Annotated in this window: 12 protein-coding genes and 1 pseudogene; 7 read left to right on the top strand and 6 right to left on the bottom strand. The window is 40.5% G+C overall.

Annotation, left to right across the window (positions count from 1 at the left end):
- The first annotated feature begins 177 nt into the window (after positions 1-177).
- From pheS to IX95_RS18965, 6 genes are all read left to right on the top strand, one after another.
- Positions 178-1,161 (top strand): phenylalanine--tRNA ligase subunit alpha, encoded by a 984-nt coding sequence (gene pheS, locus IX95_RS18990; protein ID WP_006962705.1) that lies wholly within the window; start codon positions 178-180, stop codon positions 1,159-1,161.
- Positions 1,162-1,179: 18 nt separating this feature from the next.
- Positions 1,180-3,585 carry a phenylalanine--tRNA ligase subunit beta gene (gene pheT, locus IX95_RS18985; RefSeq protein WP_038163135.1) on the top strand — a complete coding sequence of 802 codons (2,406 nt, stop codon included), beginning with the start codon at positions 1,180-1,182 and terminating at the stop codon, positions 3,583-3,585.
- 416 nt (positions 3,586-4,001) lie between these two features.
- Positions 4,002-4,325 (top strand): hypothetical protein, encoded by a 324-nt coding sequence (locus tag IX95_RS18980; RefSeq protein WP_038163134.1) that lies wholly within the window; start codon positions 4,002-4,004, stop codon positions 4,323-4,325.
- A 281-nt stretch (positions 4,326-4,606) separates the two neighbouring features.
- Positions 4,607-7,360 (top strand): hypothetical protein, encoded by a 2,754-nt coding sequence (locus IX95_RS18975; protein WP_038163131.1) that lies wholly within the window; start codon positions 4,607-4,609, stop codon positions 7,358-7,360.
- Positions 7,357-7,812, top strand: coding sequence for a response regulator (locus IX95_RS25710; protein ID WP_051912612.1), 456 nt, complete (start codon positions 7,357-7,359; stop codon positions 7,810-7,812). The genes IX95_RS18975 and IX95_RS25710 overlap by 4 nt, the downstream gene beginning before the upstream one ends.
- Positions 7,805-8,983, top strand: a complete 1,179-nt coding sequence (locus tag IX95_RS18965) for a response regulator (protein WP_038163127.1) — start codon at positions 7,805-7,807, stop codon at positions 8,981-8,983. Before IX95_RS25710 ends, IX95_RS18965 begins: the two co-directional genes overlap by 8 nt.
- 375 nt (positions 8,984-9,358) lie before the next feature.
- Here the strand turns inward: IX95_RS18965 and IX95_RS18960 are convergent, their stop codons facing one another.
- Complete coding sequence (locus IX95_RS18960; RefSeq protein ID WP_038163125.1) at positions 9,359-10,867, bottom strand: DUF3360 domain-containing protein; 1,509 nt, start codon at positions 10,865-10,867, stop codon at positions 9,359-9,361.
- 371 nt (positions 10,868-11,238) lie between these two features.
- Between IX95_RS18960 and IX95_RS26040 the strand changes: the two are divergent.
- Positions 11,239-11,382: pseudogene (locus IX95_RS26040) on the top strand (hypothetical protein); the annotation flags it as partial.
- Positions 11,383-11,439: 57 nt separating this feature from the next.
- On the opposite strand, the gene IX95_RS18955 reads toward IX95_RS26040, so the two are convergent.
- The 5 genes from IX95_RS18955 to IX95_RS18935 form a co-directional block, all read right to left on the bottom strand.
- Positions 11,440-11,946: a DUF2165 family protein gene (locus IX95_RS18955; protein WP_019277034.1), complete on the bottom strand. Its 507-nt coding sequence runs from the start codon at positions 11,944-11,946 to the stop codon at positions 11,440-11,442.
- Positions 11,943-12,671: a metallophosphoesterase family protein gene (locus IX95_RS18950; RefSeq protein WP_038163122.1), complete on the bottom strand. Its 729-nt coding sequence runs from the start codon at positions 12,669-12,671 to the stop codon at positions 11,943-11,945. Before IX95_RS18950 ends, IX95_RS18955 begins: the two co-directional genes overlap by 4 nt.
- Positions 12,649-13,281 carry a queuosine precursor transporter gene (locus IX95_RS18945; protein ID WP_006962692.1) on the bottom strand — a complete coding sequence of 211 codons (633 nt, stop codon included), beginning with the start codon at positions 13,279-13,281 and terminating at the stop codon, positions 12,649-12,651. Before IX95_RS18945 ends, IX95_RS18950 begins: the two co-directional genes overlap by 23 nt.
- Before the next feature lie 3 nt (positions 13,282-13,284).
- Positions 13,285-13,518 carry a hypothetical protein gene (locus IX95_RS18940; RefSeq protein ID WP_141650567.1) on the bottom strand — a complete coding sequence of 78 codons (234 nt, stop codon included), beginning with the start codon at positions 13,516-13,518 and terminating at the stop codon, positions 13,285-13,287.
- Between the two features lie 73 nt (positions 13,519-13,591).
- A complete protein-coding gene (locus IX95_RS18935) occupies positions 13,592-14,098 on the bottom strand; it encodes a helix-turn-helix domain-containing protein (protein WP_021456021.1) in 507 nt (168 codons plus the stop codon).
- Positions 14,099-14,113: the final 15 nt, after the last annotated feature.

Here is a 14,113-nt window from a genome sequence, read left to right as displayed (position 1 = left end):
CTGAGCTTGATGAACTCGAACAATCATTAAGCTGATTTTTTACCCAAAGAGAGGTCGAATCCCGATTTCAGATTGGATTTAGACCTCGCTTTCGTTACTATGTACAGCTATTTGAAAATACCAAAAATCCCTCGCGGGAACCCTTATGGAAACTACCTATAGGTAGATGAGGAAACGATGCAACATCTAGAAGAGATCATTGCTAATGCGGGCGCAGCAATTGAAGCTGCTGATTCGCTAGTCGCACTTGATGAAGTGCGTGTTCAGTATCTAGGTAAGAAAGGTGAGCTAACGGCTCAACTTCAAAGCCTAGGTAAACTACCACCAGAAGAGCGCCGTACTGCTGGTCAAGAGATCAACAAAGCGAAAGGTGCAGTTCAACAAGCGATTGCCGCACGCAAAGACGCACTGCAACGTGCAGAGCTAGAAGCGAAGCTGGCTGAAGAAACTATCGACGTTACTCTACCGGGTCGTCGTATCGAGAACGGTGGTCTTCACCCTGTTACTCGTACAGTTGAGCGTATTGAACAGTTCTTTGGTGAGCTAGGCTTTAACACTGAGTCTGGTCCTGAGATTGAAGATGCATTCCACAACTTTGATGCACTAAACATCGCAGAAGATCACCCAGCGCGTACTGACCACGACACGTTCTTCTTTAACCCAGATCTAATGCTACGTACGCACACGTCTGGCGTTCAGATCCGTACGATGGAAAATGGCAAACCACCATTCCGCTTCATCGCACCGGGCCGTGTTTACCGTAACGACTACGACCAAACGCACACGCCAATGTTCCACCAAGTGGAAGGCATGCTAGTAGACGAGAACGTAAACTTCGCACAGCTAAAAGGCATCCTGCACGACTTCCTATGTAACTTCTTTGAAGAAGAAGTTGAAGTTCGTTTCCGTCCTTCTTACTTCCCATTCACTGAGCCTTCAGCAGAAGTAGACGTGAAAGGTAAGAACGGCAAATGGCTTGAAGTTCTAGGCTGTGGCATGGTTCACCCGAACGTACTTCGCAGCGTAGGCATCGACCCTGAGAAATACTCTGGCTTTGCATTTGGTATGGGCGTTGAGCGTCTGACTATGCTTCGTTACGGCGTAAACGATCTTCGTGCGTTCTTCGAGAACGACCTTCGTTTCCTAAAACAGTTCAAGTAATCCAGGGGAACCATCACTATGAAATTTAGCGAATCATGGCTTCGTGAGTGGGTAAATCCTGCGGTATCGACTGACGAACTTACACACCAAATCACAATGGCGGGTCTAGAAGTAGACGACGTACTACCTGTAGCTGGTTCTTTCACTGGCGTTAAAGTAGGTAAAGTGGTTGAGTGTGGTCAACACCCAGACGCTGACAAACTACGTGTAACTAAAGTAGATGTTGGCGCTGAAGAACTTCTAGACATCGTTTGTGGCGCATCTAACTGTCGCCTAGGTATCAAAGTTGCGGTTGCGACTGTTGGTGCTGTACTACCAGGCGATTTCAAAATCAAAAAAGCAAAACTACGTGGTCAACCATCACACGGCATGCTGTGTTCATTCTCTGAGCTAGGTATCGACGTTGAATCTGATGGCATCATGGAACTAGCAGAAGACGCAGCAATCGGTACTGATTTCCGCGAATTCCTAGGTCTTGACGACGTAACAGTAGACGTAGACCTAACAGCTAACCGCGCTGACTGTTTCAGCATCCGTGGTATGGCACGTGAAGTTGGCGTTCTAAACCGTGCAGACGTGACTGAGCCTGCGGTTAACCCAGTTGCTCCAGCTATCGACGACACTGTTTCTATCGAAGTGAAAGCACCTGCTGCATGTCCACGTTACCTTGGCCGTGTGGTTAAGAACGTAAACGTTAAAGCTGAAACACCACTTTGGATGCAAGAAAAACTGCGCCGCTGTGGTATCCGCTCTATCGATCCGGTAGTCGACATCACTAACTTTATTCTTCTAGAGCAAGGCCAGCCAATGCACGCATTTGATCTTGCTAAGATCGAAGGCGGTATCGTAGTTCGTATGGCAGAGCAGGGCGAGAAGCTAACTCTTCTAGACGGTAACCAAGCTGAGCTAAACGCTGATACTCTAGTAGTAGCAGACCACAACAAAGCACTTGCTATCGCAGGTATCTTTGGTGGTGAAGAGTCTGGTGTAACCACTGAGACTAAAGACGTACTGCTTGAGTGTGCGTTCTTTGCACCAGACCACATCCGTGGCCGCGCGCGTAGCTACGGTCTACACACAGATTCTTCAATGCGTTTTGAGCGTGGTGTGGATTTCGCACTACAAACTAGCGCAATGGAGCGTGCAACAGAACTTCTAGTGGAGATCTGTGGCGGTGAAGTAGCGCCTGTTGTTGCTGAAGAGTCAGAAGCTGACCTACCAAAAGCAAATACAGTGTCACTACGTCGCACTAAGCTAGACAGCCTACTAGGTCACCACATTGCAGACAGCGATGTTGTTGAAATCCTAGAGCGTCTTGGTCTAACAGTATCAACAACTGACACTGGTTGGACAGCGACTGCTCCTACATGGCGTTTTGATATCGCAATCGAGCAAGACCTAATTGAAGAAGTAGGTCGTATCTACGGTTACGATAACATTCCTAACCAAAACCCAGCGGCAGCACTTAAGATGCACGACCACGTTGAAGCGAACATTCCGCTAAAACGCGTTCGTAACCTACTTGTTGACCGTGGTTACCAAGAAGCGATCACTTACAGCTTCGTTGAGCCAGAGCAACAAAAGCTTGTTGTTCCAGGTGTTGAGCCGCTAATCCTGCCATTCCCAATCTCTGCGGACATGTCAGCAATGCGTCTAGGCCTAATCCAAGGTCTACTAAACACTGTGGTTCACAACCAGAAACGTCAACAGCCACGCGTTCGTCTATTCGAATACGGCCTACGTTTCATCCCATGTGAGTCTGCTGAAAACGGTATGCGCCAAGAGCCTATGCTTGCAGGTGTTATCGCAGGTACTCGCAGCGAAGAGCACTGGGACATCGAAACCAACACTGTTGATTTCTTTGACCTGAAAGGCGATCTAGAAGCCGTTCTTGAGCTAACAGCAAACGAAGCAGCTTACTCTTTCGCAGCGCTTTCTGCTGAAGATAAAGCAGCGAACCCAGCGCTTCACCCAGGTCAATCTGCAGCTATCATCGTTGATGGCAAGCAAGTAGGTGTGATTGGTACGGTTCACCCAGAACTAGAGCGTAAGTTTGGTCTAAACGGCCGTACTATCGTATTCGAAGTAGAATGGTCTGCAATCAACACTAAAGTCATTCCAGAAGCAGTTCAGCTTTCTAAGTTCCCATCAAACCGTCGTGACATCGCGGTCGTTGTTGATGAAGCAGTCGCTTCTGGCGACATCGTTTCAGCATGTCTAGAGCAAGGTGGTGAGTTCCTGAAAGATGCGAAACTATTCGACGTTTACGTTGGTAAAGGCGTTGAAGAAGGTAAGAAGAGCCTAGCTATCGCGCTAACACTACAATCTGTAGAGCGTACGCTTGAAGATGCAGACATCGCTGGCGCGGTTGACGCTATCGTTGCTCATGTATCTGAGAAGTTTGGTGCGTCACTGCGTGACTAATTACTTCTGATTAGATAGAAAACCAAAGGCCTCGCAATCGCGAGGCCTTTTTGTTTTGGGCGAGTAAGAAGTCGGGTGTTAACTCATTAGTGGACAGAACCTTGTTACGAACCTCAAATTACAGCTCGAACTCGGATAACCTCAGCGACTGTAAAAGCCCTTCAATCGCCTACAAAATCATGGTCAATTTGAGTAATTCACTGCGTAACTCACCTTTGGAATAAGTCAATAAGATGTGATGGGTATAGCCGCTCAGATCGTAGGTCTCTGGTTTAGTTCGATAGAACTACGCAACGCAAGACCTATTTCTTCTCATATTAGATAAAAATGCGTATCTATATGCAGATCTATAGAACTGCGCGGGGTAAGATTGTCGCAATAAAGATAGAAGAGATGTCAGAAAGGGCTAGGTTGTTATGGCAAAACATACAAGATTCTCAGGAGTTATTAAAGAAGCCTTGAGGTCAGGTAATGGCAAGAAAACAAAGAAGTATCACCTTGAAAAGTTGCGACATAAGATTTTCGGTTTACCGAGTAACTCAATAGTAAACATTGCACTAGCGTCGGGAAGTGTTCCTCAGTTTGATAAGCTTATAACACCAGAGAACAAGAAAGTCTTTACTAATGGGTCTAATAACTTTGTTAACATTGGTGCAGAATTTGTTTTATTTTCATTGGTGGCATATTTTGAAAAAAATAAAGACATTATTTATGGATTTGAAGAAAAAAATCTGAAATAGAAAACTGTCTCATCAGAGGTGAGCATGATAAGTGCGTAGATCTTATCAATATAGTTAATGATAAATATGGAATTACATTTTGGTCGGTAGACGCAAGAATTTCATTAAAATATGACTTAAAGAACCCAGAAGACATACTTAATTATATAAACTCCGTCAGCATATCAGAAAGTGAAGTAAAACTACTAACTTACCTGTTCTATAAGCATTCTTCATCTAGTATCGATGCATTCTTAAAAAATTATTTCTCAGACATCCAAAGGGAATATAGAAATAATAACATGTCTGGATATGTTGACATGTTATCAGCACTTATTATGCCTAGAATATACGATGTTGATAGAGAAATAGATGAAGCGATAGAAGTCGCTGAGATTCTAAATCCATTAGACAAGTATATTTTATTCAAAAAGATATTTTTTGATTATGCAATCAAAAGAGAAAAATCAGAAAAGCATGATCTTTATTTAAGATTCATCAATGATATTTATACTGCAACTAATGATGACTATTGGTTAAGAGTTGAAGATATCATTAATGAAAAAATAAATAGTGAAGTAGAATCTAATGAAGACAAACTTCACTTGATAGATTTGTATAGCCAAGGTAAATATCAACAAGTAATTGAAGAGACATCAAGTAGTGTTGACAGAGATCTAAGCTATCTTGATATAAAGGCTAAATCTATTTTACACTTATATGGTGATGATGTTGATATTGACCCAAATATATTCTCCGGTAGGCTTGAAGAGAATATAGTGAGTCAAATATGTGTATTACATAGTACTCCTTCTCGATATAATTCAATTTTGAATTCTATTGAAGAAATTAATTTTAGGTACTATACACTAGATCTAATTAAATCTTTAAGACCATCTATATACTCATCATACCCATTTATCAATAAAGAATCGTATATAGAATCATGCAGTGAAGCATATGCTCTAGGTTTTTCTGTTACTCCTAGACACAAAGGTGTAATTTTTGAACCTGATGCTAGATTTAATTTCTCAATTAATGATAAGTCTGATTTTTTATCTGATAGCAGAAAAGCAAGATGTGAGGCTCAGTCATTAATTAAGAGAGGTGACATAAAGGAAGATGAAATAGAGAGAATATTAAAAAACCTAGATAGGTTTGATGATATAACTTCTTCAGAAATTAATTTCTTGAAATGTGAAATGTATCTTGAGTCTCGAATGACAGAAAAGGTTATAGATTTAATATCTAGAGATTGTATAAAAGATACATATAATGTAATTCTTTATCCATTAAAAGAAGTTGTTAATAGAATTGAATCTTCTCCCAGATTAGCCAGCTCAATTCCCTCCTTAATATGTGTGTACTTGTACTCAATTGTTAGAAACTCTAACTATAAAGTAAATGTCTCAGAGATGCTCGAAGACTATCTTGTTGATAACGACTCAAGTAAACCAAGTGAGTTGTTTTCTTCAATTGGCCTTGATGATGAGAGGTATTTTTACTTCTTTTCTGAAGTTTGCAGTACTGAAATAATGAGTGACTTATTGAGCTTTACTAGTGGTAAAGAGTTAATTTTAGAAAGGTTGAAGATAGTAAGGAACCTAATTAATGCTAAAGGTGAAAATTATTTACTACTAGAAGAAGAGAAGCGTATCTTAGCAGAAATTCTCTCTCACTCATTAACGCTTCAGCATGACAAGAACAAAATATATATAGATGTCGATGGAATAATTAAAAGTAATTTAAACGAGTACCGAGTTAAGTTTGAAAACATTATTATGATCAAAGATATCGATGAGTCAGTTGTTGAGTCTTTGTTTGATGATATTACTAATGAAGAAGACTCTAAAAACAAGCAGAAAAACTTAAGAACATACATTTATGAAAATCTTTATGAAAAGGTAGTCAAGGATTTTATAACAGATAGTAACTTTGGGTTAGCACGTTCACTTAGCTCTGAAATCCGCCATGGTGTACTACCAAACAAACTTAGGAGTGTATTCGAAGGACTTAACTTAGTAACAATAGTAGGTTTAGAAGGGGAATACGAACCAAATTTATATTGGCGTAATTACCTAGAAAATATCGCTAGTTTTGACCTTGTTAATTATGTCGATGACTGTCTTAAGTTATTCTCAAAAGATATTGATAACTTAATAGAAGAAGCTAACTCTTGGCCTACGGTTTCGGAGGTTAGAGGTGATGAAAATGCTATATTTAATTTTGCACTTAGCCAAGATAATCTAGATAGGTTTGCTGACTTTGTTGGCTCTAAGTTAGATGAAATCCGTTTTTCAGATCCTGAAAACATTACTGACTTAGAGACCAGAGATTTGATTCTAGTTTTAGAAGATTATATTTGGTCGGAACTTGATAAGAACTTTTCTGACATTTGCAATAAGTTTAATGAAGTTTTAAAAATTAAATTTGCGGCTATTATAGATGAGCTTAAGAAAAAATTAAATTCCACTGGATTGGTATTGACTAAATTGACTGAGCAACTATCTAGTGCGAAGGTACATATAGTAGAAGAAATATCACAAGTAGAATCTTGGTTCGTTAGGCCAAACGTTTTTATTGAAGGTGAGTTTCTTATGACTGATATTTTATCCTCATCTATTGAATCAATATCAGCGATTTATAATCCTCAAGTTCTTAACATTGATAGAAGTCAGATTAATATTGGTCCAGATAACACTTTCCTGTCTTCCATTGAAGCCTTAGGTGTTGTTAGAGCATTGATTTCAATATATCAGAATTGTTTATCTCATGGCAAAAAATCAAGTCAAACAACAATTAGCATTACATTGCAAGATAAAACTAATATCGTCATAAGCAATGAGATAGATGATAGGAAGAAAGATTATATTTTAAGTAACGACTACATTGACAAAGTTAAAAATTTTAGTCCAGATTCTGACTATGAAAAATTAGTTAGTGAAGGTGGTACAGGGTTATATAAGATATATAGGTATTTGGTAGATAGTTCTCCAAGTTTTAATTTTGAAATTGATTTGGATAATAATGTTTTTTATCAGAAGGTTATGCTATGAATGGTAGAAAAATACTACTAGTTGAAGATGGCGAATACAAAAGTAAAAGTGTTTTGAATTATTTAGAATCAGACCTTTCTTGTAACAATGTAGATGTGGTTGTTTCATACTCTTCTGCTATTAGGTCTTTGGCGTCAGGCGTATATGAACTGGCTATTATAGATATGAGTTTGCCAACTTTTGACCAGAATAAAGACGAGTTAAATAATGATTTTCGAGCATTGGCTGGCCTAGATATCGCTAGGCAAATATCGAGAAGAAATATAGAAGTAAACTTTGTTTTTTTGACTCAATATGAATCACTGTCCACGGCAGATAACAGCATGAGCTTGCATGAAATTAATGAGTTTGCTAAAGGAAAATACCCTGATAGCTTTAAGGGGGCTATTTTTTATGAGCATTCTGGCTCACAGTGGAAGGAAAAGCTAAAGGAGTTTGTTGCAAATGCCTAAGCTGCTCATTGTTGATGATGATAAGTCTAGACTGACTTTGATAAAAAGAACCCTCGTAGAAATCTTCGACTTGGACGATGAACAAATTGACGAATCCTTATCGATAAATCATGCTCGAAATCTGCTTCGAAAGATTACATATAGTGTGGTCTTTTTGGATATGGCTCTTCCTAATTTTGATGAAGGAATAGACATAGATGATTGGGGGGGGATTAAGATACTTAGTGATATTTCACGAGGAAGGGTTGAGCCTCCTGAGAAAATAATAGGTTATACAGCCCTAAAAGATAATCTAGAGGAAAAAGAAAGAGAGTTCAGTGATATCGGATTTTCACTAGATTATGCTAAGCCCAGTGATATATCATGGTTGAGCAATAAGAAAGAAGCAATTAGATATGCTATTAATCGTAGTAATATAACAAGGAAAGTTGAAAAAGATTATGCTGTTGTCACGGTTCATGGAATAAGAACTTTTGGTTCATGGCAAGAGTTTCTATTTTCTGAGGTGAAGAAAGATAATAATGGAAAGGATATCGAACATCTTGTATTCAAATTTGTAGGTATTGATTTTTTTACTTTTTTGTTCCCCCCGCTAAGAAAGAAAATAGTATCTAGATTAGAAAGTGATCTTATTGATTGGTTGAAGAACAACAAAGCAAAACAGATTATTTTCTTTTCACACAGCTTCGGTACCTATTTAACAGTAAAGGCATTGGAAAATATTAAAAGCAATGTGGACCTAAGCTGCATTAAGTGTATTGTCTTAAGTGGAAGTGTATTAGATCAAGATTACGATTTTTCAAAGCTAGATCATTTGAAAAATATAACCATTGTGAATGATTGTGCAGTTAATGACGTTCCTTTGCTATTTAGTGAAGCTGCCGTACTAGGAACTGGTATGGCTGGTTTAACTGGTTTTAGAGGTCTCAGCTCAAGTAAGGTGATAAACCGTTTCTTTCGTGGTGGTCATAGTATGTTTTTTAATCGAGATGGGGCATTTTTAAAGAAATACTGGCTGCCGATCTTTAATGGTGAAGTTGTGGCCAATAATGAAGAAATAAAGATAGGTTTCTTCCAAGAGTTTTTCACTCTTATTGCGAGAATATCCTCTCATGTGAAGATCCTCTATCCTCTATTAGTCATTGCTGTTGCGGTGTACTTTTTGGTATAGCGCTATTGTAGCACTAGCATAAAGTTTTAAATGAACTAAGTGGAGGCAAGCCCTTGCAGGGCTGAAAGTAAACCAGTATCGCGTGTATTCGAGCTATGCCGTTGACAGTGTTTATAGAAAGGTACGAATTACAAGCTTTGTGTTTCTCAAAGTCTCCAATTAGTTCTGATGCTCTCACTATTGCCGTTAGCTTACTATAGTATCGTTGTATCATTTCAATGCCAGTAGATTTTCTACCCTAATGGGTTTTGGGGAAAAAATGAGTTGTCTTGTCATCACCTCTGAAACCAAAGGCCTCGCATTGCGAGGCCTTAGTGTTTTTACCGATATAGCCTAAAGGTAAAATACCCAAAAGCTTCAATTCGTATCTAAAGGTTATCGAAAGCTTGGGATAATCGCAGGAATCCCTGGTAGAAGCCCAACTAACGCCATCACACTGGTTAGCACCACAAACATAATGCCTGGCAACACCCAGCGGCTCATCTTGCTCAATTCACCGCTACGTTCTTTACAACCGACTAAGCCTAAGTTGTCTAACAGCATAGTGAGCGACCAACCAAATGCAGGGTTTACTAGCGCTGATGAAAATACAACGATTGCGGCAGATTGAGTGGTTTTCCCTTCGCGCGTCATTTCCATTCCAGCTTCTAGCAATGGGACGAATACACCAACGATTAGCGCAACACAAAGTACAGGTTGCCAGATAGCTAAATCCATCGGGTAGCCCCAAATAGCAGCGATGATGCAAAACAGAGCCGTCAGCAAAGCACCCGCAGGAATAGGGCGTTTAGCAATTGCGGCTGGCACGATGTAAGTCCCCCATGAAGAGGTAAAGTTAGTACCACCAAGAAGAGAACCAAACGTCTGACGAATAGAAGCCGTGGTCATGGTGTCGTCAATGTTCATATGTACTTTTTCGGTACGTTCCGGGTAGCTGATTTTTTGAAAGACTTGATGCCCTAAGAAGTCTGGTGACCACATAGCCACTGCTAAAATCGCAAACGGCAATACCACCATGAAGTGCTCAATTGTCGGTAGGCCGAGCATCCAACCTGTATCTTCTCCCCACCAATACATAGGGTTCATGTTAGGTAAACCAGGTTCGGTTTGGAAAGAAAACGGTGCGCCCATCGCAAAAGCTAACGTGCCACCCAGCAAGCAACTAAGTGGTACTGCTAGCCAACGCTTACGGAAATGTTCCAATAGCGCATACAAAATAATGGTACAAAAAATCACGACGAAAGCGATGTGACTCATACCAATTCCTTCAGCCCAAGCGAATAGCTTTTTGACTTGAGAAACGGTCCCAACAAAGCCTAGGTAAAGCAATAAGCCACCACACACGCCTTTACTGGTGAGATTTGCCAACATGCTGCCACCTTTACTGATGGCCAGCAATAAGCCAAACGCGCCAATCAGCAAGCCAAAGGCCATCGGGTGCCCGCCAGCGGCAACAACAATCGGAATCAAAGGGATAAGTGGGCCGTGTGTACCTGCGAGGTTAGCGGTTGGCAATAAAAAACCAGAGAAAAGAATAATGAACACTGATGCGATAAGTAATTCATAACGAACATTTTCTAAAATAAACCCTTCGTTTAGCCCTAGAGCTCCGGCAAAGGTTGCTGCAATAGCGCCCACCATTACCACTTTACCAATGGTCGCCGCCATTGCTGGGATGGTGTCTTCAATCTCAAATCGATAATCTTTAAACGGCAAGTTTGGACGCCAGCGTTTAGGCGACATGATTTGCAATTCGTGCTCTAGATACTGCTCTCGGGACTTAAATTCAGAGCTTGGTTTGTGTTGTTGTTCATAAGTGAGTTGAGCCTCATTGGGTTGAGGCTTATCTGTTCTTATATGTGTGGACTCTAAAGTGCTGCTCATTTTGATTCCTTTCGTTCACACTCTGAGGTGTGTTGTTCCAACAAACGTAACTTCCCGGCATTAAGAGGTAGTGGAGTAGTTAGTGTTTGTTACAAAGAATGCGACAAATCTCTATTAGGTGTAACTTGAGTTATTATCAAAAAGTGAAGATGACTGACTAAGAATAGGGTCGGAAACAAGCAAGAATATCGTTGGTATTGGTGTAAAAAGCTTGAGGTTCACTGTTAAAGATAAAGAACAAGTTACCCTATAAATAAACGCAATTATTGAAGTTGTTAGTACCTTAAACCAAACTGAAAAAAACAAATAGTCTCAGTTAGTTAGACATTAGTCGTAGAGTTAGCCTAAAGTATGAAGAGGTTAGATAATAAGGTAAGAAGAGCCTAGCTATCGCACTGGCGCTACAGTCAGTTGAGCGTACGCTAGAAGATGCTGATATTGCTGTTGCGGTTGACACTATCGTTGATCACGTATCTGAGAAGTTTGGTGCGCACTGCGTGACCAATCAGTTCTGATTAGATAGAAAAAACCCTGCTCAATCAGCAGGGTTTTTAATTGCTGTTAGTAATGAACTAGTCGTTGTTTGGTCTTGGCATCAGGACATAAATCAACGTCAGAATGATAAACATAGCGAAGGTGTATGCCTTCATCTGGCCATTCCATGAGTTTGCCCACATCGAGAACCACTCAGCGCCAACCACGCCAAAACCGAAATACCACACACCTAAAGCGACGGTGACACCGGCTACATAGAAAGCCTGACCTTTGGAAAATCCGGCCGCTTCACGTTTGAAGAACATAATTACCGCGCCGATAACGCACAAAGCGCCCGCAAGGAACTCAAGTGCGATGATCAGATTGTAAAACACAGTGTGAAGTGTCGGAGAAGTGATCGCACGTCCATACAGGTTATCGCCTGTAAAAAATGCCTTCATTTGGTCCATAGCCAATACGTGTTGCACAAATTGGAAGTTTGTATTGTAGTCAATCACATTGTTATAGCTGACCAGTACGCAGAATACCCCCACATACATCGCGACAACGGCTTTCGAAATATCGAGAACCAAGCTTAATCTCATAGCACAACCTCATTTACAGTTATTGTTTGTTTTGAAATAGTAAATTTGTTCATTCCGATACGTTCACTTCGATTGTATTCAGGAATGGAGTGATCAAATCCATAAGCGGTTGCTGGCGCCATGTACTGCGTAACACCTTCTTTGGTGCAGGTAATATGATCATGGCCATGACCACAAATAACTTCTCTGACGCCAGATTGCTTAAGGATATTGAATACCTGTTGGTCGTTCTCAAGGCAGATAGCCTTCATCCAGTCAGAGCCAACACGAATCACTGGGTGATGTACGACCACAATAGGGTCTTTCTTCTTACGGATTTGCTTTCTCAGGTGAGCGATACCGCGATTGTCAATTCTGCCAGAGCCGAGAGGGTGCTGAGCATCAATAGGTTTCTGACTTGAGTCGAGGAAGATGAAATCGCGCCCTGCAATCTCACATTGATCCACCACCTGAATCAAAGAGCCCTTCAGCTCATCTTTCATCAAAACGATATCATCATGGTTACCTGCAATGGCATAAACCTGTTTTTTGCTATCAACGTGCTGGGAAACAAAACTCAGCAGCTTTGTATAGTCGCCTGATTTAGGACCACAGCAGATATCACCGGTCAGCAGAATTGTGTCGCAATCACTATCAGCATTTGCAACATTCAGCGCCTTCTCAAGGTTTTGAAAGCTCGACTCATCGCTCAAATGGCAATCGCTAATTTGAAACACAGTACTCATGTTTGTTCCTGATCAGGTTAATTATTAAGAGGGTTGGCCCCAGCAGAACCAGTTGCGCAACCAGCTTTTTAATGCTCGCCCAGAACATAATGTCCATCAGTAGGCTGCTTGCTTTTACACCCCAGAAAGCCAGGATGAGGAAGAGGTTTACATCAGCGAGTGCCACGATCAGCGTGGCCAATGCGATTCTGATTGCGATGCTTTCAATCTTTAATGAGTTAAATAGCACACCAAACAGGAACATTGATACGAAGTAGGCACACAATGAGGATAAGTAAATTCGGTAATTACTGAGATTGTAGATTAGGTCAAAACTCTTATTGTAAGTCGACTCGGCGTTGACGCCGGGCAGAATCGCTGCGATGTACATCAGGCTGATAAACGACAGATAACCGAAATAGGCAAAGGTTATACATTTGAAGTACACGTCTGGAGAACGCGTCGCCATGATGATGGAAGAGAAGAGGTAAACAAACGGATAGGTGAAGAATCCCGCCGTAAGATGGATACCGAAGAATTCAACAGCTTTTGCTGCGGCCATGTTTGAAGCAGTTAGGAAACAGAACAGCCCTAGAGTCGCGAGCATGGTCGACTTTTCTAGTACGTTCATTGGTTATTGCTCCATTTGGTGATAGATGGCGACAAAATTTTCATTACTAATATCGAGTTCTTGTCTGATTGAAGGTGTAAGCAGGCTTTTCATCGTCACGGTCACTGGAATATCAGATATTTCCATTTCGATGGTTTTTTCCTTTACATTGATAGCGCGGATCCGCTTGTCGGAAATAGAGTATTTGCCGTTGTGAAGACCGACGTCGTGTTTATCAATATAAGCGTGTCGAAACATCTCTTTGTCTATAAAACCTACCAATCCATCGATAGAATAGAGTCGAGAGCGTTTTTTCCTTATTTTGAAGAAGTTATATTTTGACATTCTTTAGTTGCATTATTGGATAATCATTCTTGTGAATTATTCTATTTGAAGAGATAAATAGAAATTTATTATCTTCTTCAATGGCTTTTCTCAAGACAATTTCACCAGTTTCTGTGAGGCAAATATAATGATTTTTGTTTTTCAAAGGGGGAGTGAACTTTTCAAAAATCAACTGGCTACTTTTGGGTAAACTATCAATAAGGTGGTTGTTTTTAATGAAAACATCGACACCTTCATGCTGGGACAGTCTGACTATTTCAGGGTGCAACGAGTCAAAATGATGAGGTGCTGCTGCTTCATCAGAAAGGTCAGAAAAAGTAATGTTGTAGTAATCACAAATCTTTCCAACCGTATCGATTGTGGGGTTACTATTCTTGCCGGAATACAGGCTATACAGCGTGCTATACTTAATGCCCATTTCCTGAGCGAGGAATTTCACACCACCTGTGTCATGCTTACTTTCTGTAATAAGCCTTATTATCTTATCTATCATCTACTAGTCAACCAA

The organism is Vibrio sp. B183, from assembly GCF_000740665.1.
GTDB classification, from domain to species: Bacteria; Pseudomonadota; Gammaproteobacteria; order Enterobacterales; family Vibrionaceae; genus Vibrio; species Vibrio coralliilyticus.
This window is presented reverse-complemented; position numbering and strand designations above follow the sequence as displayed.

Bases quoted from the DNA above. Each gene is read 5' to 3' on its own strand.
- pheS (WP_006962705.1), top strand. From the start codon at position 178: ATGCAACATCTAGAAGAGATCATTGCTAATGCGGGCGCAGCAATTGAA.
- pheT (WP_038163135.1), top strand. From the start codon at position 1,180: ATGAAATTTAGCGAATCATGGCTTCGTGAGTGGGTAAATCCTGCGGTA.
- IX95_RS18980 (WP_038163134.1), top strand. From the start codon at position 4,002: ATGGCAAAACATACAAGATTCTCAGGAGTTATTAAAGAAGCCTTGAGG.
- IX95_RS18975 (WP_038163131.1), top strand. From the start codon at position 4,607: ATGTCTGGATATGTTGACATGTTATCAGCACTTATTATGCCTAGAATA.
- IX95_RS25710 (WP_051912612.1), top strand. From the start codon at position 7,357: ATGAATGGTAGAAAAATACTACTAGTTGAAGATGGCGAATACAAAAGT.
- IX95_RS18965 (WP_038163127.1), top strand. From the start codon at position 7,805: ATGCCTAAGCTGCTCATTGTTGATGATGATAAGTCTAGACTGACTTTG.
- IX95_RS18960 (WP_038163125.1), bottom strand. From the start codon at position 10,867: ATGAGCAGCACTTTAGAGTCCACACATATAAGAACAGATAAGCCTCAA.
- IX95_RS18955 (WP_019277034.1), bottom strand. From the start codon at position 11,946: ATGAGATTAAGCTTGGTTCTCGATATTTCGAAAGCCGTTGTCGCGATG.
- IX95_RS18950 (WP_038163122.1), bottom strand. From the start codon at position 12,671: ATGAGTACTGTGTTTCAAATTAGCGATTGCCATTTGAGCGATGAGTCG.
- IX95_RS18945 (WP_006962692.1), bottom strand. From the start codon at position 13,281: ATGAACGTACTAGAAAAGTCGACCATGCTCGCGACTCTAGGGCTGTTC.
- IX95_RS18940 (WP_141650567.1), bottom strand. From the start codon at position 13,518: ATGTTTCGACACGCTTATATTGATAAACACGACGTCGGTCTTCACAAC.
- IX95_RS18935 (WP_021456021.1), bottom strand. From the start codon at position 14,098: ATGATAGATAAGATAATAAGGCTTATTACAGAAAGTAAGCATGACACA.